Origin of the sequence: Micromonospora costi (assembly GCF_003626655.1) — a bacterium.
Lineage (GTDB): Bacteria > Actinomycetota > Actinomycetes > Mycobacteriales > Micromonosporaceae > Micromonospora > Micromonospora costi.
In genome coordinates this window covers 348,243-366,873 of record NZ_RBAN01000005.1, presented here as the reverse complement: position 1 = coordinate 366,873, position 18,631 = coordinate 348,243, and the positions used below count along the sequence as shown (strand labels likewise).

Annotated in this window: 12 protein-coding genes; 6 read left to right on the top strand and 6 right to left on the bottom strand. The window is 75.3% G+C overall.

Features of this window, described 5'->3' with window-relative positions; all coding sequences use genetic code 11:
* Window positions 1-7 precede the first annotated feature (7 nt).
* Entirely contained in the window at window positions 8-646 is a 639-nt protein-coding gene (locus D7193_RS27235) for a response regulator (RefSeq protein ID WP_120782465.1), read from the bottom strand.
* Window positions 643-1,842 (bottom strand): sensor histidine kinase, encoded by a 1,200-nt coding sequence (locus D7193_RS27230; protein WP_120782464.1) that lies wholly within the window; start codon window positions 1,840-1,842, stop codon window positions 643-645. Before D7193_RS27230 ends, D7193_RS27235 begins: the two co-directional genes overlap by 4 nt.
* A 147-nt stretch (window positions 1,843-1,989) precedes the next feature.
* On the opposite strand from D7193_RS27230, the gene D7193_RS27225 reads away from it, so the two are divergent.
* Window positions 1,990-2,754, top strand: a complete 765-nt coding sequence (locus D7193_RS27225; protein WP_120782463.1) for an ABC transporter ATP-binding protein — start codon at window positions 1,990-1,992, stop codon at window positions 2,752-2,754.
* Window positions 2,751-5,285 carry an FtsX-like permease family protein gene (locus D7193_RS27220; RefSeq protein WP_120782462.1) on the top strand — a complete coding sequence of 845 codons (2,535 nt, stop codon included), beginning with the start codon at window positions 2,751-2,753 and terminating at the stop codon, window positions 5,283-5,285. Before D7193_RS27225 ends, D7193_RS27220 begins: the two co-directional genes overlap by 4 nt.
* A gap of 22 nt (window positions 5,286-5,307) precedes the next feature.
* Here the strand turns inward: D7193_RS27220 and D7193_RS33565 are convergent, their stop codons facing one another.
* Genes D7193_RS33565 through D7193_RS33560 form a run of 3 tightly spaced genes read right to left on the bottom strand, consistent with a single transcriptional unit; the run spans window position 5,308 to window position 11,188 of the window.
* Complete coding sequence (locus D7193_RS33565; protein WP_158674879.1) at window positions 5,308-6,165, bottom strand: peptide deformylase; 858 nt, start codon at window positions 6,163-6,165, stop codon at window positions 5,308-5,310.
* Entirely contained in the window at window positions 6,162-10,826 is a 4,665-nt protein-coding gene (locus D7193_RS27210; protein WP_158674878.1) for a trypsin-like peptidase domain-containing protein, read from the bottom strand. Before D7193_RS27210 ends, D7193_RS33565 begins: the two co-directional genes overlap by 4 nt.
* Window positions 10,823-11,188 carry a CU044_2847 family protein gene (locus tag D7193_RS33560; protein ID WP_158674877.1) on the bottom strand — a complete coding sequence of 122 codons (366 nt, stop codon included), beginning with the start codon at window positions 11,186-11,188 and terminating at the stop codon, window positions 10,823-10,825. The genes D7193_RS27210 and D7193_RS33560 overlap by 4 nt, the downstream gene beginning before the upstream one ends.
* Before the next feature lie 203 nt (window positions 11,189-11,391).
* Here D7193_RS33560 and D7193_RS27205 point away from each other — a divergent pair, with 203 nt between their 5' ends.
* The 4 genes from D7193_RS27205 (at window position 11,392) to D7193_RS27190 (ending at window position 17,060) form a co-directional block, all read left to right on the top strand.
* Entirely contained in the window at window positions 11,392-12,609 is a 1,218-nt protein-coding gene (locus tag D7193_RS27205) for a D-alanyl-D-alanine carboxypeptidase family protein (protein ID WP_377456374.1), read from the top strand.
* A 115-nt stretch (window positions 12,610-12,724) separates the two neighbouring features.
* Complete coding sequence (locus D7193_RS27200) at window positions 12,725-13,771, top strand: zinc-dependent alcohol dehydrogenase family protein (RefSeq protein WP_120782460.1); 1,047 nt, start codon at window positions 12,725-12,727, stop codon at window positions 13,769-13,771.
* 144 nt (window positions 13,772-13,915) lie between these two features.
* Window positions 13,916-15,598 (top strand): ATP-binding cassette domain-containing protein, encoded by a 1,683-nt coding sequence (locus D7193_RS27195; RefSeq protein ID WP_120782459.1) that lies wholly within the window; start codon window positions 13,916-13,918, stop codon window positions 15,596-15,598.
* On the top strand, window positions 15,588-17,060 hold the full coding sequence (locus tag D7193_RS27190; protein WP_120782458.1) for an aminotransferase class V-fold PLP-dependent enzyme: 1,473 nt from the start codon (window positions 15,588-15,590) through the stop codon (window positions 17,058-17,060). The genes D7193_RS27195 and D7193_RS27190 overlap by 11 nt, the downstream gene beginning before the upstream one ends.
* 6 nt (window positions 17,061-17,066) lie before the next feature.
* Here D7193_RS27190 and D7193_RS27185 read toward each other — a convergent pair whose 3' ends face one another.
* Window positions 17,067-18,575 carry a pyridoxal phosphate-dependent decarboxylase family protein gene (locus D7193_RS27185; protein WP_120782457.1) on the bottom strand — a complete coding sequence of 503 codons (1,509 nt, stop codon included), beginning with the start codon at window positions 18,573-18,575 and terminating at the stop codon, window positions 17,067-17,069.
* Between the last annotated feature and the right edge of the window lie 56 nt (window positions 18,576-18,631).

The window sequence follows — 18,631 nt, the reverse complement described above, 5'->3', positions numbered from 1 at the left end:
GCGGACGTCAGCTGACCAGGCGCCGCTCCCAGGCCCAGGCGGCGATCTCCACCCGGTTCCGCGCCCCGAGCTTCGTCTGCACGCTGGCCAGGTGGGTCTTGACCGTGCCGACCGCGATGTACAGCCGGGTGGCGATCTCGGCGTTGGTGAGGCCGCGGGCGACGAGCCGCACCACGTCGACCTCCCGGGGGGACAGCCCGGCGTCGTCGCGGGCCGGGGCGGGCGGGCTGAGGTGCTCCAGCAGCCGTACGGTGATCGACGGGCTGATGAGAGCGTCGCCGGACACCGCCGCCCGGACCGCCTCGACGAGCAGCGCCGGGCCGGAGTCCTTCAGCAGGAAGCCGCAGGCGCCGTTGCGCAGGGCGGTGTGCACGTACTCGTCGAGGTCGAACGTGGTGACCACGACGACCCGGACCGGGTCGGCGACGCCCGGCCCGGCGAGCAGCCGCAGCGCCTCGAGGCCGTCGAGGCGGGGCATCCGGATGTCCAGCAGGACCACGTCCGGGCGCAGGCGCCGGGCCTGTTCGACGGCCGCGACACCGTCGGCGGCCTCCCCGACCACCGCCATGTCGGGCTGCGCCCCGATGATCATGCCGAAACCGGTGCGGACCATCGCCTGGTCGTCGGCGACCAGCACCCGGATCATCGGACCGCCGCCGGTTGCAGCGGCAGCGCCGCGTCCAGCACCCAGCCGCCGGCGACGCCGGGGCCGGCCGTGACGGAGCCGCCGAGGGCGCGTACCCGCTCGGTGAGGCCCACCAGCCCGAAGCCGTGACCGCGGGCGGGCGGTGTGCGCGGCGCCGTCCCGTCGTCGGCCACCCGCACCAGCAGCCAGTCGGGGGTGCGGCGCACGAACACGTCCACGGAGCGGGCGTCGGGAGCGTGCTGGCGGGTGTTGGTGAGGCCTTCCATCACCACCCGGTACGCCGACGTGGAGACCTCCACCGGCAGCCCGTCCAGCGCGCCGTCGACGTGCAGCCGCGCCGGCGTGCGCGCCGTGCCGTTGAACCCGTCCAGCAACGGCGTCAGGTCGGCGACGCCGGCCAGCGGCGCCAGCGGCGCGTCCGGCGCCGCGTCCGGGTTGCGCAGGATCCCGACCATCCGGCGCATCGACGCCATGGTCTCCGCGCCGGCCCGCTCGATCTGTTCGAGGGCGGCGATCACCCGCTGCGGGTCCCGCTCGGCCACGAACCGGGCCCCCTGCGCCTGCACCACGATGCCGGTCACGTGGTGGGCGATGAAGTCGTGCAGGTCGCGGGCGAACTCGGCGCGCTGCTCGGCGCGTACCAGCGCGATGGCGCGGGCGCGACCGGCGGCCACCACGCGCAGGTAGACGCCGACGGCGGCGGCGCCCACCGCGGCGAGCGCCTGGAGCAACCCGAAGATCACGTACACGCTGTCGGCGCCGGCGCGCAGCGGAATGGCGGCGGCCGCGAGTCCGGTGGCCGTGGCCGCCCACGGGGCCACGCGGGCCGCGCCCCAGCGGGTCACCGCGAAGACCACGGCGACCAGCCCGGCCGACTCGGCGAGCCCCCAGCTACCGCCGAGCAGGTAGCCGCTGTCGGCGACGAGCCGGATCGCGAGGGTCACGAAGAGTGACGCGGCGGCGAGCGCCAGTGCCGCCGCCGGCAGCCGCCGCGAGCCCAGCCGGTGCACCGGCAACCAGAGCGGCACCGTGGCCGCCGCCAGCCCCATCCGCACGAGCAGAAGCAGCAGGGCTGCGGGACTCAAGCCCACCGACGTGCCGTACCGCAGGTCGAACAGGACGAGCAGGCCCGTCGCCACCAGGCCGGCGGCCTGGGCCAGGCGTACCCACCAACGTCGCAGTCCCGGCTCGTTCATCGTGACCCAGCGTAGCCAGCCGGGTGGCGGCGGCGGATCGGCCGAAAGGCAGACCCCGTGCCGCCCATACCCGGCCGCGGACCGATGTGCCGGCCCGCCCGGTGCGGCGAGGCTGGCCCGGTCCGAGCAGACGACGCTGGAGGAAGAATGACCACGCACGCCCCCGCCCCGCCCGACACGAGCCGGGCCGCCGTCGCCGCCGTCGACCTCGTGAAGGTGTACGGCAGCGGCGACACCGCGGTGCGGGCCCTGGACGGGGTCTCGGTCGGCTTCGGCCGGGCCGCGTTCACCGCGATCATGGGACCGTCCGGGTCCGGCAAGTCGACGCTGATGCACTGCCTCGCCGGCCTGGATACGGCCACGTCCGGCACCGTCCTGCTCGGGGGCACCATCCTCAGCGGTCGGTCCGACCGGACGCTCACCCGGGTACGCCGGGAGAGGGTCGGCTTCGTCTTCCAGTCGTTCAACCTGCTGCCACAGCTCACCGCCGCGCAGAACATCACGCTCCCCCTCGACCTCGCGGGGCGGCAGCCCGACCGGGAGCTGTTCGCGCACCTCGTGGGCGTGCTCGGGCTCGGCGACCGGCTCGGCCACCGGCCCAGTGAGCTGTCCGGCGGGCAGCAGCAGCGGGTGGCGATGGCCCGGGCGCTGGTGTCGCGTCCCGAGGTGGTCTTCGCCGACGAGCCGACCGGCAACCTCGACTCCCGCTCCGGCGCGGAGGTGCTCGGCATCCTCCGGAACTCGGTACGCGACCTCGGGCAGACCGTCGTCATGGTCACCCACGACCCGGTCGCGGCCGCGTACGCCGACCGGGTGGTGCTGCTCGCCGACGGCCGGATCGCCGGGGAGATCGACGATCCGGACCAGGGCTCGGTCACCGACGCGCTGCGTGACCTGGCGGCCGGCGCATGAGGGCCGCGATCCTGCGGACGCAGGTGGGTGCCGCCGCCCGCCGGCCCGGCCGGCTGGTACTCACCGGTCTGGCCGTGCTCGTCGCGTCGTTCGTCGTCTTCGGCACCGTGCTGGCGCAGCAGATCACCGAGGGCACCGCCCGGGACAACCTGAGCGCCACCCCGGCCGCCACCGACCTGGTGATCGGCGGTCCCGACCAACCGCCGTCGGTGGAGGCGCTGTCGACGGTCCGCGCCGTGCCCGGTGTCGCCGAGGCGGTGGGGCGGCTGGAGATCGGCGTGAGCGTCGGTGAGTCGTACCTCAACCTGCGGGCCGACCCCGGCGCCGGCCCGCTGTCCACGGTCCGGCTGGTGGCGGGGAGCTACCCGCACGCCGCCGGGGAACTGGCGGTCACCCGGCGTACGGCCGAACGGCTGGGTCTCGGGGTCGGGGCCGTCACGCGCGGGTTCGGCGGCGAGCGGAGCACACCCACCCGGCTCACCGTCACCGGAATGGTCGAGACCTCCGACGACGCCGGTTACGACGCGTACGCCCCGCAGGCCGCCGTGAGCGCGTGGGCCGGTCTGACTACGGTCAACCGGATCGACCTGCGGATGACCCCGGGCGTGCCGGCGGAGACCGTCCGCGACCGGGTGGCCGTGGCTCTTCCCGCCGAACCGGAGATCCGCACCGGCGCCGAGGTCCGCCAGGCCGAGGCGGACGCGGCGGCCGAGCAGGTCGCGAAGCTGTTCGCCCTCGTCGGCATGTTCGTCGCGGTGGCGGTCGCCGCGGCGGCCCTCGTGGTCACGTCGACGTTCCGGATCGTCTTCGCCCAGCGGATGCGGCAGCTCGCGCTGCTGCGGGCGGTCGGCGCGGCCCGCGGCTCCCTCGTCGGCGCGCTGACCGCCGAGGGAGCGCTCACCGGCCTGGTCGCCGGTGCCGTCGGCGTGCTCGCGGCCCTCGCCGTCGGCCACGGCGTCCCGCCACTGCTGCGCGCCGCCGGCCTGGCCGTGTCGTCCCCCGGCGTTCCGCTGGCGGCGGCGCTCGCGGTCGTGGCGGGAGCGGTCGTGCTCACCGTCCTCGCGGTGCTGGCGCCCGCGTTCACCGCGTCGCGGGTGTCCCCGCTGGAGGCGCTGCGCGCGGCGAGCACCACCGCGGGCCGGCGCGGCGTGGGGGTGCTGCGACTGCTGTCCGGGCTGGTGCTGGTCGCCGGCGCCGCGCTGGCGGGCGGCGCGGCGTTCACCCGCCTGCCGGGGCCGGACCAGGAGTCCTACGACCCGATGCCCGGCCTGTTCCTGCTCGTCGGCTCGGGCGCGATGGCGTTCTTCGCGCTGGTGGCGCTCGGGCCGCTCGTGGTGCGCCCGGTGCTGGCCGTGGTGGGCTGGCCGCTGCGCCAGTTCGGGCCGCTCGGCCGGCTGGCCGTCGGCGGGATCGGCGGGACGCCCCGCCGGGCGGCCGCGGTGTCGGTCGTGGTCGCGCTCGGCGTGACGCTGATCTCCGCGGTGGCCATCGGCGGCGCGTCGATGCGGGAACTCGCCGACCGGGAGCTGGCGCTGTCGGCGCCGGCCGACTTCGAGGTGTCCGGCGCCAACGGCGCGCCCCTGCCGGCCGCCGTCGTGACGCGGGTCAAGGCCGCGCGCGGCGACCTGACCCGGGTGGTGCCGTACCGGCGGATCGGCGACGTCACCCTCGTGCGGGGCGGCGAGCGGCTCGGCACCGCCGAGTCCGGCTACCCGACCACCGACCTCGACCTGCCGGCGTTGCCGACCACTCGGGACCTGGACGTGGCGCAGGGCAGCCTGGCCGAGCGCGGTCCCGGCCGGATCGCGCTGGGCGGCTGGGTCGCCCGGGACACCGGGCTGCGGGTCGGTGACCGTGCCGCGCTCGCCCTCGCCGGCCGGACCGTCGAGGTGCGGGTCGCGGCGGTCCTGCCCGACACCGGCCCCCTGCACGCGGGCATCCTCACCGACCCGGGCGACCTCGACCGGCTGGGGGTCCCGGGCACCCGCACGGGTGTGCTGGCCGACGCGGCCCGCCCCGGCGAGGACGGCCGCACGGCGGCCGTGCGGGCCCTACGGCAGGCGATCGGGGGCATCGACGGGGTGGGTCTCGTGGTCCTCGCCGACGAGCGGGACCGCAACGACGAGGTGCTGGGCACGCTGGTGTGGATCGCGTCCGGCCTGGTCGGCCTCACCGTCCTGATCGCGGTGGTCGGCGTGGGGTCCACGACCGCGCTGTCGGTGGTGGAACGGGTACGCGAGTCCGGTCTGCTCCGCGCGATCGGCCTGTCCCGGCCCGGTTTGCGCACCATGCTGACCGCCGAGTCCGGCCTCTACGGGCTGATCGGCGCCAGCCTCGGCCTGCTGCTCGGCGTCCCGTACGCCTGGCTCACGGTCGAGATGCTCGGCGTGAACGCACCGCTGGTGCTGCCGGTGCTGCCGCTCGCGGGACTGTTCGTGGCGCTGGTCGTCCTCACCGCGCTGGCCGGGGTGCTGCCGGCCCGCCGCGCGTCCCGCGTCAGCCCGGTGTCGGCGTTGGGCGCCGACGGTTGACGGCCCGCGGGCCGGCGTCCCACTAGCGGGGCGCCGGCCCGCCGTACGGCCGGGGCGGCATCACGGCGACGTCGACGCCCTGGTCCCGCATCACCTGGTAGACCCGCGCCCGCTCCGGGCCGGTGAGCCGCTGCACGTACTCGACACCGTCCAGGTGGTCGATCTCGTGCTGGAGCACCCGGGCGAACAGCTCGTCGGCCATCATCACGAGGGCCCTGCCGTCGATGCCGGCCGCCCTGACGAGAACAGTCCTCGGGCGGAGCACCCGCGCCGCCGTCTCCGGCACGTCCAGGGACAGGCAGCCCTCCGTGTACTCCCAGGTGCCGGACGACCGCAGCAGCTCCGGGTTGACGAGGGTCTCCGGCGCCACCGTGCCGAGCTTGTGGACGAGGACCCGGACCGGCACGCCCACCTGGTTGCCGGCCAGGCCGATCCCGCGCGCCTGGCGCATGACCGAGGACATGTGCAACGCGAGCGTCACCAGGCCCGTCGTGATGAGCGGGGCCGGCGCGGTGGGCTCGTGCAGCACCGGCGTGCCGACCGGCACGACGCCGCGTTTGGCGAACCTGCGGTCGCTGTCCGCCGGCCAGACGGTCCGGGACACGAGCTGGTCGAGGGCCGTGGCCGCGATGGTGCCGGAGCCCCGGGTCACGAGCCCGGCGCCGGGCAGGAACGCGAGCAGGCGCGCCCGCGTCGTCCACGGCAGCGGGTACCGGCGCCCGCACGAGCACGCCGCGTACGCCTCGACGGCCCCGCTGCCCGGGTCGCGGACGACGATCTCGTTGAGCGGCGCGCAACGCCGGCCGTCGCCGCGTACGTCGCAGGTCGCGGCCCGCCGCCCGGGCGCCGGCTGGGCCTTCCTCGTCGTCCTGCCGCTCACTGTGGATCGGCCTCCGCCTCGCCGTCCTTCGGCGGGCGCAGCGCCTCCAGCAGGTCGCGGACGACCTCCGCGCTCCAGCCCAGCCGTTGCCCCTCGCGGCGGATCGTCGTCCGGCCCTGCCCCCGCTGCTCGTCGTCGGCGAACCGGTCGCTCGACCGCATCAGGGTGACGCCGAGACTGGTCAGCCCGACCATGGTGGCGCCCAGCGCGGCGTAGAAGTAGGTCGACGCCGACTCCGGGGAGAGCATCATGCCGCCGAGCCCGGCGTAGAGCAGCGCGTTGCCGTTGTCCTCGGCCAGGAGGGCGCAGTAGACGTCGTGCCGGTGGTCGCGGTCGAGCAGGAACTGGGTGGCCGCCGGGAGTCCCTGCTCCGATGCGGTGCTGACGATGAAGAACAGCCCTTCGTGTACGCCGTAGCCGCGATCGATCTGGCGGGCGATGTCGAGGACGGTCAGCGCCTCCCGGGACACGAGGATCGCCTGGTTCGCCCGCAGGAACTCCACGGCCGCCGCGTGCCCCTTGGTCCGGATGGTGTCGAGCCACTCGGCGAGCAGCGCGGCGGTGTACGACAGCAGCGGCAGCGGTGCCAGCTCCTCGCGGTCGTCGACGTCGACCCGGCCCTCCCGGACGTCCCGCTGGACCTGGGCCGCCTCGTGGTCGACCAGTTCCTCGTAACCGGAGGCCCGCGACGCGAGGAACTCACGCCGCTCCTCGTCGCTGCTCAGCTCCTCGAACTCGGCGACCTGCCCGGAGGTCAGGAACGCGACGAGTTTGGCGCCCACCCGCGTCTGGAGAAGGTCCCAGACACGGGCGTGCAACCGGTTCCGCTGTGCCGCGGACGTCCACGTGAGGCCGCAGCCCTCCAGGTAGGCGTCGTCCAGCTGGAAGCGGCCGTCCGCCCGTGGCGGCTGCCGTGAGGGTTCGCGCCCCAGCGCAAGGTGACGTGCGATCAGCTCCCGGTCGGCCCGCGTGCCCTCCAGCAGCTTGAACAGCGCGGTGTACGCCTCCGGGTCGGTGGCGAGCAGGGCGGTCAGGTCACCGGCGATCTCCGTGGCGCCCTTCTCTGCCAGGATGATCACCACGCGCGACCGTACGAACGCGGTGAACTGGTCGAGCAGGGGTCCGGCCAGCCGGCCCGCGAGAGCCGGGTCGACGTCGGCCAGGCCGATGACGGCCAGCGCGCGGTCCTCCTCGGCGAGGTCGGCGGTGGCGGCGATGCGGGACAGCAGGTCGGTCCCGCCGCGCCCGACCGTCGCGAGCGCGCCGGTCAGGGCCTTGTCGCCGCTGTAGGTGCCGTTGCCCGCGCCGTCGCGCTGGCGCTTGAGGAGCGCGATGGCCGCGGGTTCGGCCTGCGCCAGCTCCCGCTCGGCCATCGCGGCGATGAGTTCGCCCTGGAAGTGGTGGTCGGGTTCGGGCTCGCAGGCCAGCTCGGTCACCGCGTCGAGGTCGATCGCCTGGTCGCCGGCGCGCAGCAGGGCGCGGGCGACCCGGGTCCGGATCCAGGCGGGCGCGCCGGGGTCGCCCACGACCCGGTTGGCGACGTCGAGCGCGAGGCCGACCTCGACGAGGGCCACGAGCGGGCGGAGCTTGAGGTCCACCGCGAGCGCCGAGTCGACCAGTCCCCGCAGCAGCTCGACGCCCTCCGCGCCGAGCTCGACCACGGCTTCGGCCAGCCGTCGCCGGTGCCACCACTCGACGTGGCGGCTGCCCAGCATCGTCCGCGCGTACCGCAGGACGGCCGTCTCGCCGCTGCGGACGAGGCTCTCCAGCAGGGCGACCGCAGGGGCGCCGGTCACGCTCGGGTCGTGCAGGACGGTGACGCCGTCCGGGATGAGATCGACCTCGCCGATCGCGAGCAGGTCGGCGATGAGGTCCGCCCGCAGCGTCCACTGCGTGAGCGGATCGGCCGCGAGGCTCTTCGCGACGGTGACCGTGTGCGCGCTGGCGATCCGGATGAGCGCGCGGCCGGCGGCGGCGCGGATCGCGAGGGGCGCGTTGTGGTCCCGCAGCACGCTCTCCACGAGGTCCGCACCGGCTTTGATCTCGACCGGGATGGCGGCCAGGAGGAGACGCAGCTCGCCGACCTGGCGGGCGTGGCGCACCGCGTACGCGACCTTGTCCAGGCCCTCCTGGTCGCCGGACAGCACGACGGCGCGCGCCAGCCACGCGCGGTACGTGGTGGGAACGCCCCGGTCGGCCACCGACTCCCGCGCGACCTTGAGCCCGTGCCCGTCGGCGACCTCGGCGAGCGCGGCGGCGGCGTACAGGCGGGTGCGGCGCCGCAGCGCCGTGTCGGCGGCCAGCTCACGAGCCGCACCGACCGCACCGGGGACGCCGGCGCGGACCAGCTCGCCGAGGTGGGTGAGGGCCCGGTCCCGGTCGAAGGGATGCCAGGCGCGTGCCACGCCGGCGACCTCGCTCACCACCCGCCCGGCGAGGTCGGGTGCGATCCGCTCCACCGCGCCGACGACGCACCGGGCGGCCAGGAACAGCTGTTCGTGCCACGCGTCGCCCTCGGTGTCGAGGAACAGGCGTACGAGCCGGTCCGGTTCGTCCATCAACGCCGCCGACAGCGGCCAGATCTGGTCCCACGACGGGTCGAACCACCGGTGCTCCTGGACCACGTCGCGCAGCGCGTCGTCGTCCAGCCCGGCCACGTGCGCCGCCACGCAGTACTCGCCGAGGACCGGGTGGGCGAAGCGCAGCATCGTGTTGCCGCCGTCGCCGGCGTCGTGGACCAGCAGGCCGTCGAACAGGTACTCCCAGCGCAGTGGGGACGGGTGGCGTTGCGGGCCCCGGTCGTGCGGTTGCAGCGCGGCCCACGCCGCCATCCGCGCCTCGGCGGCGAGGACGGCACGACGGTGGTGGGGATGGGCGGCGAGACCGTCGTCGAAGTCGGGTACCGGGAACCGGTCGACGCGGGAGCGCCAGGTGCGGGTCAGGGCGGCCAGCGCGTCGGTGAGCACCCGCAGCCGCAGCCCGGCGTCCGGCGGGTTGTCCGGGTCGACGGCGCGCCGCGACGCGTCCCTCCACTGCCCGCGCAGGGCCGCGGCGACGACAGCCTCGTACAGGGTCGCGGCGGACGTGGGCAGCGCGTTGACGTCGTCGCCCTCGGAGACGAGCCGGCACAGGAACGCGGCCAGCAACGGAACACGACCGAGGTCCCGCAGTTCCGACCGGTCCTTCAGGCCGGCCTCGAACCGCTCGGCGAGCCCGGGCTCGCCGTGGAACCAGGCGCGCGCGAACGCGAACGTCTGCCCGGGTGAGAACCCCACGACCTCGCCCCGGAAGCAGCCGGCCAGCTTCGCCGTGTCGTCGCGCAGCCGCGGCTGGGGCCGCGACGTCACCACGACCCGGTTGCCCCGCTCGGCGAGGTACGTCAGCGCCCTGAGGACGCGTTCGCGCTCCCGTACGCCCGCCTCGTCGAGCGCGTCGAGACACGTGACGAGCCGCCCGTCGGCGTACGCGAGGCGCGCCACCGCGCCGAGGGCGGACCAGTCGTGGCCGTCCGGGTCGGGCTCGGCGGCGGCCCGGAACGTGTCCAGCAGCGCGCCGATGACGCCGTCCCGGCTGGCCCGGTCCGGTAATGCCGCGCCCAGCGCCGCGCAGTCGACGAGGATCGGGACCGGAAGGGCCAGCGGCGCCGCGTCGGGTTCCGCGAGGCGTTCGAGACCGTCCGCGGCGAGCGCTTCGGCGTGCGTGTTGAGCAGGTACGACTTGCCGACCCCGGGCATCCCCGACAGGACCGCGGCCGGCCAGCGAACGCGCAGCGGCGCCCACCGGAACACCCCGTCGTCGTGCCAGGTGCCGCCGTCGTCGACGCTGCTCGTGCCCACGGGCGCCGCCGACGCCGCGCCGGCGCCCCGTTCGGCCCGCACCGACGGGATCTGGTGGACGTCGGCGCTCGTCGGGCGGGACGGGACGATGACCGGGCGTTGCCGTACCGTGTCGCGCACCAGCGTGAGCAGGTCGCCGACGGCCGACCCGGCGTCCTGCGTACTGGCGCCGCACAGCCGGGCGAACTCCCATCGCCGGTCCGCCCGGTGGAAGCGTCCGTTGGCCGCCCACAGCTCCGGGAACCGGTCGCGGATCGTCCGTACGCCGACCGCTATTCCGCCCAGCGGCAGCCGTCCCGCGCGCTGTGCCTTGGTGACTCCGACGACGTCCCCGGTCGTCAGGTCGAGCAGGGGTCCCCCGCTGAACCCGTCGTCGATGATCGAGTCCTTCGCCTTGATCAGCTCGTAGCCGGACTCCTCGCGGAAGCTCTCGAACCGCAACCGGGCGCTGTCGGCCGCCAGCCCTCCCGCCACCCCGCGGGTGTAGCCGTCCGCGAGCAGGTTGGGCCCGGGGTCGTGGTCACCGAGCCGGACGCACGGGTGGCCGGCGGCCGAGTCGTCCACCACGCGCAGCAGCGCCAGGTCCGGCAGCGGGCACCTGCCGTCGACGCCGGCGCGCTCCGGACGGCACCACGCCACCTCCAGCGGCCCGAGGGTGGTGCCGCCCCACCGGCCCCGGACCTTGCCGTCGGCCTTGAGCACCACGTGAGCCGCGGTGAGGATGAGATTCTCGGCGACGAAGAATCCCGTTCCGGCCCCCGACTCGTGTTCGTCGAGCAGAAGCACCGTGCATTGCCGCAGCAGGGCCTCGAGTGCTGTCGTCATGCCGACTCTTGTGATTGTCCGCCCCACTCCAGGGTGAGTTTCAGGGCCCCATTCGCGCTGCCTTCGACAAAGAAGGCGGTGAGTTGCCCGGACTTCGCGTCGACTCCGATGCTGAGTTCGACGGTCGCCTTCTGGGGAAGGATCTTCTCCATGCTCCGGCGCAGCAGCTGGGCGATCTCGGTGGCGGTGTCCACCAGGTCCTTGAACTCCAGGTGAAAGGCGACGTCCGAGAAATCGCCCTCCGGCCCGGACAGCGGCCCCTGTGTGGCGCCATCCGCGGTGGCGGGAATGAGGATCTCCCGGCCACTGGGAAGAATTGCCGAGACCATCGGGACAACGGTGTCTGATCGAGATCCAGCCATGCCGGGAGGCTAACGGAGATTCATCATCGCGAAACTCCGCCGACCGGCGGACGTCGGTTGTCGGACAGGCGCGACGCGACAATGGTTCGGCCACACCCGGCCGCCGCGCATCCCTCCGGAGCGCGCCGTTCCGCCGCGGGCCACTTCCCGAAAACCGGCCTTGTCCGGTGAACGGCCGATTACCGTACGTTAGCGTGACCACCATTCGGGTTACCCTCGCGGCGCTCGGCGCCCTGCTGACCCTGCCCGTCGTCGCGGCCACGCCGCCACAGCGGGCGCTGGCCGGTTCCCCGACGCGGGCGCGGGCCACGCCGTACGTCCCGTGCCCCGCCGTGAAGCCACCGGTGCCACCGCCCGCCGTGCCGTCGCCGCCGCCGGTCGGCGCCGCGGAGCGGGCCGTCGGCGGCGAAGCCCTCGCGACGGCGGGGCTCGCCATCCCGGCGGGCGCTCCCAAGCCGCCGGCGGTCACCGCCACCGCCTGGCTGGTGGCCGACCTCAAGACCGGCGAGGTCCTGGGCGGGTGCGGGCCGCACGAGCACCGGACGCCGGCCAGCGTGCAGAAGCTGCTGCTGGCCGCGGCGCTCATGCCGCGCCTCGATCCCACCCAGATGGTCGAGGTGACCCGCGCCGACCTGGCCGACCTCGATCCCGCCAGCTCGGTCATGGGCGTCGTCCCGGGCGGCCGGTACTCGGTCGAGAGCCTGTGGCTCGGGCTGCTGCTGCGCTCGGGCAACGACGCCGCCAACGTCCTGGCCCGCGTGGGTGGGGGCAGCGCCGGCCGGCAGGGCGGCGTCGACGCCATGAACGAGGAGGCGCACCGGCTGCGCGCGAACCAGACCCACGCCGCCACCCCCTCCGGCCTGGACGGCCCGGGCCAGTACACCAGCGCCTACGACCTCGCGCTGATCGCGCGCGCCACCTTCGCCCGCGACGACTTCCGCCGGTACGTGGCCACCACGCAGGCGCAGATCCCGGCCGGACCGGCCAACCCGGCCTTCGGCATCACCCACGACAACACGCTGCTGGGTAACTATCCGGGGACGCTCGGAGGCAAGACGGGCTTCACGGATCTCGCGCGGCAGACGTACGTCGGCGTGGCCGAACGCGAGGGTCGGCGGCTCGCGATCACGCTGCTCGGCGCGGAGACCGCGCCGCTGGGCAGCCTCGGCGAGTCGGCCGCCCTGCTCAACTGGGGCTTCGCGCTCCCGCGCGGCGCCTCGGTCGGGCACCTCGTGGCGCCCGAGGAGAAGAAGTACGACCAGCCCGTCGTGCCGGTGAAGGGCGAGCGCGAGGACGCCCCCGGCGGGACGTCACGCACGCTGCCCATCGCGCTCGGTCTCGGTGGCGCCGCCGTGCTGACCGTGGTGCTCCTCGCGGTGCCCTGGTGGCGGCGCGGCGCCCGCCGAGGCAGCCGGGCCTGAGCGGCCCCGAGGGCCGGAATCGGCGGGGGCGCCGGGCCGGGCGGTCAGCCGCCGGATCGGCCCGGCGCCGGCCCGGACTCGCGGAAGCCGCACGCGGCATGTGAGGATCCCGCCCATGCGTGCGGTGATCTTCGACGAGTTCGGCGCCCGACCCGAGATCCGCGACGTCCCGGACCCTGCGCCGCCGCCCGGTGGCGTGGTCATCCGGGTGGAGGCCACCGGGTTGTGCCGCAGCGACTGGCACGGCTGGCAGGGGCACGACCCGGACATCCGCCCGCCGCACGTCCCGGGCCACGAGTTCGCGGGCGTCGTGTCTGCGGTCGGCACCGGCGTCCGCGGCTGGCGGCCCGGCGACCGGGTCACCGCGCCCTTCGTCTGCGCGTGCGGGCGGTGCCCGGCCTGCCTCGCCGGCGATCAGCAGGTCTGCGAGCGGCAGACACAGCCGGGCTTCACGCACTGGGGTTCGTTCGCCGAGTTCGTGGCGGTCCACGACGCCGACGTCAACCTGGTCCAGCTCCCCGACGACCTGGACCATCCGGCCGCCGCGGCGCTCGGCTGCCGGTTCGCCACGGCGTTCCGGGCCGTGGTGAGCCAGGGACGGGTCGCCGCGGGTGAATGGGTGGCCGTGCACGGCTGCGGCGGCGTGGGGCTCTCCGCCGTGATGATCGCGGCGGCGGCCGGCGCCCGCGTGGTGGCCGTCGACGTGGCCCCCGGGGCGCTCGACCTGGCCCGCCGCTGCGGGGCCGCGGTCTGCCTGGACGGCGCGGCCCTCGGCGGGCCCGGTGCGGTGGCCGCCGCCGTCCGGGAGGCCACCGGAGGCGGCGCGCACCTCTCGCTGGACGCGCTGGGCAGTCACGCGACGTGCGCGGCGTCGATCGAGAGCCTGCGCCGGCGCGGACGGCATGTGCAGGTCGGGCTCCTGCCCGCCGCGCAGGGCCGGCCCGCCCTGCCCATGGACCTGGTGATCGCGTACGAACTGGAGCTGCGCGGCAGCCACGGCATGCCCGCGCACGCCTACCCGGAGCTGCTGCGACTGGTCACCGCCGGCGTGCTGCGCCCCGCCGACCTCGTCACGCGGACCATCGGCCTCGCCGACGTGCCCGGGGCGCTGACCACGATGGACGGGCCTGCGGCCGGCGGGATGTGCCTCATCCGTCCCTGACGGACACGGGGGCGTCCGGTCGACGGGACGTCGCGGCTGTCAGGATTCCGCCACCCTCGGCGGGGACCGGCCACGGCGGCGCTGTGCGATATTCGGGGGCATGCGCCGACGGTTCGACCCTCGACCGGACCGGCCGCACCCGGCATGACGGCCGGGAGGGTCGCGTCACCGGCACGGGCCGGCGCCCGCATCGTCGCCGTCGGCCTGGGCGCGTCCGCGCGCGGCGGCCACCGGATCCTGGACGGCGTCTCGCTGAGCGTCGAACCCGGCGAGGTGGTGGCCGTGATCGGCGCCAGCGGCGCCGGGAAGACCACGCTGCTGGAGGTCCTCGCCGGCGTCCGGCGGCCGGTGGCGGGCACCGTGACGCACGACGGCGTTCCGCCGACGGGCGCCGTGGGGCTCGTGCCGCAGGACGACATCATCCACCGCGAGCTGCCGCTGGAGCGCACGCTGCGGTACGCGGCCCGGCTCCGCCTGCCGCCCGGCACCGGGCCGGCCGAGGTGGCCCGACGGGTCGGCGACGTGCTCGGCCAGCTCGGGCTCGACGGGCGGGCCGCCGTGCCGGTGGGGCGGCTCAGCGGTGGCGAACGCAAGCGCGCCAGCATCGCGGTCGAGCTGCTGACCCGCCCGGCGGTGCTCTTCCTCGACGAGCCCACGTCCGGTCTCGACCCGGCCGTCGCCGTCGACCTGCTCCGGGAGCTGCGGGCGCTCGCCGACGCGGGGGCCACGGTGGTGCTCAGCACGCACCAGGTCACCGACGTCGAGCTGTGCGACCGGGTCGTCGTCCTCACTCGCCAGGGCCGGCTGGCGTTCGCCGGGCCGCCGGCCGCCGCCCGGGACTTCTTCGGCGTACGGTCCCTCGCCGAGGTCTACCTGCGGCTCGACGAGGCGGAGGATCCGGGCGACTGGCCCGGCCGGTTCGCGGCGGACCAGCGGCCGGCCCCGTCCCCGCCCTCGGGGCACGCCGGCCGGGACGCCGCTCCGCCGCACGGGCCGGGCCGGCTGCGGCAGGGCCTCGCGCTGGGCGCCCGCAACGCGGAGATCGTGGCCCGCAACCGGCTCACCCTGGCGATCCTGCTCGGCTCGCCGCTCCTGGTGCTCGGCATGTTCGCGCTGCTCTTCCGCCCCGGCGCGTTCGACCCGGCGCACCCGAGCCCGACCGTCACCGTGATGATCCTGTTCTGGATCGCGTTCGGCGGCTTCTTCTTCGGGCTGACGTACGGGCTGTTGCAGATCTGCACGGAGGTGCCGATCCTGCACCGGGAGCGGCTGGCCGGTGTGCGGTTCGGGCCGTACCTGCTGGCGAAGGTGGCGGTGCTGCTGCCGCTGCTGGCCCTCGTGGACCTGGCGCTGCTCGGCGTGCTGCGCGGCACCGACCGGCTGCCGCCGCTGGTCGGCGCGGACTTCGCCGCCCTGTACGCGACGCTGCTGCTCTCCTCCGCGGCGGCGCTCGCCCTGGGCCTGCTCTGCTCGGCGGCCGTCTCCGACGCCGCCCAGGCCACGCTCATGCTGCCGATGCTCTGCTTCCCGCAGGTCCTCTTCGTCGGCGCGATCCTTCCCGTGCCCGCCATGCCGGCGGGCGGCCGGTGGCTCAGCTACGCGATGTCCAACCGGTGGGCGTTCGAAGGGCTCGGCCACACCACGGGCGTCGAGCGGCTCTGGCGCGAGGGTGGCTCGCCGCTGGGCCCCCCGCTGCTCGCCACGTACGGCGACACCTTCGCCCGGCCGGTCTGGGTGGACTGGCTGATCCTCGGCGGGTTCACGCTGCTCCTGCTCGTCGCCGCCTGGGCGGTGCTGCTGCGCAAGGCGTCCCGCCGTGGCGCCTGAGCCGTCCCGGGCACCGGCCGGGTCGCTGACCGAGGATCCCGCGTACGCGGCCACCGGCCGCATCGACGAGCTGCGCGCCACCGAGTACCGGCACCTCGACCGGGACGGGCACGTCTACCTCGACTACGCGGGCGCCGGCGTGGCCGCCCGGGCACAGCTCGTGGCCCACCAGGAACGCCTGCTCGCCGGCCTGTACGGCAACCCGCACTCGGAGAACCCGACGTCCTCGGCCGCCGGATCCCTGGTCGAGTCGGCCCGGCGCGCGGTGCTGCGGTTCTTCCGCGCCGACCCGGCCGAGTACGCGGTCGTGTTCACGCCCAACGCCACCGGCGCCTGCCGGCTGGTGGGTGAGGCGTACCGCTTCGGGCGGGACAGCCCGCTGGTGCTGACGTGGGACAACCACAACTCGGTCAACGGCGTCCGGGAGTACGCCCGGGCCGCCGGCGCGCCGGTGCGGTACGTGCCGCTGACCGGCGCCGAGCTGCGGGTCGCCGAGGCGGACGTGGTGGCGGCGCTCACCGCCGGCCGGGGTGGCCCGCTGCGGCGCCGGCGCGGGCCGGCCGGCCGGGGCCTGTTCGCGTACCCGGCGCAGAGTAATTTCACCGGCGTGCAGCACCCGCTGGGCTGGGTGGAGCTGGCCCAGCGGCACGGGTACGACGTGCTGCTCGACGCCGCCGCGTTCGCCCCCACCAACCGGCTGGACCTGGGCGCCGTACGCCCGGAGTTCGTCTGCCTGAGCTGGTACAAGCTGTTCGGCTACCCCACCGGGGTCGGCGCGCTGCTGGCCCGGCGGGACGCGCTCGTCCGGCTGCGCCGGCCGTGGTTCGCCGGCGGCACGATCCAGGCGGTCAGCGTGCAGGGCGACTGGCACCGGCCGCTCGACGACGAGTCCGGGTTCGAGGACGGCACGCTGAACTTCCTCAGCATCCCGGACGTGGAGTTCGGCCTGGACTGGCTCGACGGGATCGGCCCGGACCTGGTCCACACCCGGGTCGGTCTGCTCACCGGCTGGCTTCTGGAGCGGTTGACCGCGCTGCGGCACCGCACGGGCCAGCCGTTGGTGCGTGTCTACGGCCCGCCGACCGCCGAGGGCCGCGGCGCCACGGTGGCGTTCAACGTCACCCATTCCGACGGGTCCGTCGTCGACGAGCGGCTCGTGGCGCGGGAGTCGTCGGCGGCCGGCTTCTCCCTGCGTACCGGCTGCTTCTGCAACCCGGGCGCGGGCGAGGGGGCGTTCGGGATCGACCCGGGTTCCCTGCGCCGCACGCTGCTCGCCCGCGTCCGGACCATCGACCAGTACCTGGCCGCGCTGCGGCTGCCCACCGGCGGGGCGGTACGCGTCTCGTTCGGGCTGGCCTCGACCGCGACGGACGCGGAACGGTTCCTCGCCTTCGTCGCGGACACCTACCTCGACCGGCACCGCACCGCGGACGCCGCCCTGACGCCGCGCACCCGCTGCTGACCCGGCTCAGCCCGCGTCGCCGGCCACCTGCTTCGCGGCGCGGCGCACGTCGTCGAGCAGCACCTCCATGTCGGCTCGGGTGGTGCGGTAGTTGACGACGCAGCCGCGCAGCGCGAAGCGGCCGTCGATGCTCGCGTTGGACAGGTACGAGCTGCCGGCCTGCTGGAGCGCCACCAGGATCCGCTCGTTGAGGCGGTCGATCTCCTCCTCGTCGGCGGTGCGGGTGGTGGCGGTCCGCGCCGACGGGGGCAGGTACCGGAAGCAGAAGATGGACAGGCCCACCGGGGTGAGCATCTCGAAGTCGTCGCTGGCCTCGACGAGGTCGGCCACGTGGCGGGCGCAGTCGAGGTTGCTCTCGATCGCCTCGCCGATCGCCCGCGCGCCCGCGTGGGCCAGCAGCATCCACACCTTCAGGGCGCGGAACCGGCGGGACAGGTCCGGCCCGTAGTCCCAGAAGGCGAACGCCTCGGCGGGCTCGGTCTGGGTCACCCGGATGTACTCGGCGTCGAGGCTGAAGGCGGCGCGCGCCGTCTCGGGGTCGCGGTAGATGAGGCAGCCGCAGTCGGCGGGCAGGTAGAGCCACTTGTGCGGGTCGAGGGAGATCGAGTCGGCCTCGGCGAGACCGTCGAACAGGGGGCGGGCCGAGGGGGCGAGGCGGGCGAAGCCGCCGTAGCAGGCGTCGACGTGCATCCACAGCCCGTACCGGCGGGCGACCTCGGCGATCTCGCTCAGCGGGTCGACGGCCCCGGTGGACACCGTGCCGGCGGTCGCCACCACGAAGAACGGCTCCGCGCCCGCCGCCCGATCCTGCTCGATCCGGCGGACGAGGTCCTCGACGTCCATCCGGCGGTGCTCGTCCACCGCGACTTCGCGGACGTTCGCGCGGCCGATGCCGAGGAGCGCGGCCGCCTTGTGGATCGAGTGGTGGGTCTCGCCGGAGACGTAGAGGCGCAGCGGGGCGGGGTGGGCGGCCGCGCCCTGCTCGGCGACGGCGTCTCCGCAGTGGCGGTGCCGCGCGGCGGCGAGCGCCGCGAGGTTGGCCATCGAGCCGCCGCTCATGAACAGGCCGCGGGCTCCCGGATCGCAGCCCAGAGCCTCCTTGATCCAGTCGATGGCCACGTGCTCCAGCTCGACGGGGGCCGGCGCCGACCGCCACGCGGGCAGGTTCGCGTTCAGGGCCGACGCGAGCAGGTCGGCCACCGACGCCACGGCGGTGCCGGGCGCCGAGACGTACCCGAAGAAGCGCGGGTGCCCGTTGTGCCGGCTGCCGGGCACGATGACGTCGCGGAACACCTCCAGCAGCTCGGCGAAGTCGCGGCCCTCGACCGGCAGGGGCTCGGCGAGCCGCTGCCGCAGCGCGGCGGCCGACGTCCGGGGAGCGATGGGCAGGTCGCGGATCGAGTCGTGGTAGGCGGCGACCCACTCCAGGGCCGCCGTACCCATGTCGCGGATCGTCGCTGGCGAGGGGTCCAGGGCGTCGTGCCCGCCGCGCCGGTCGGGCGAGATCGAAGTCATGGCTCGCAGGGTAGTTCCGTTGCGGGCCGCGCAGGGTCCCCCGCGGCCGGGCCGAC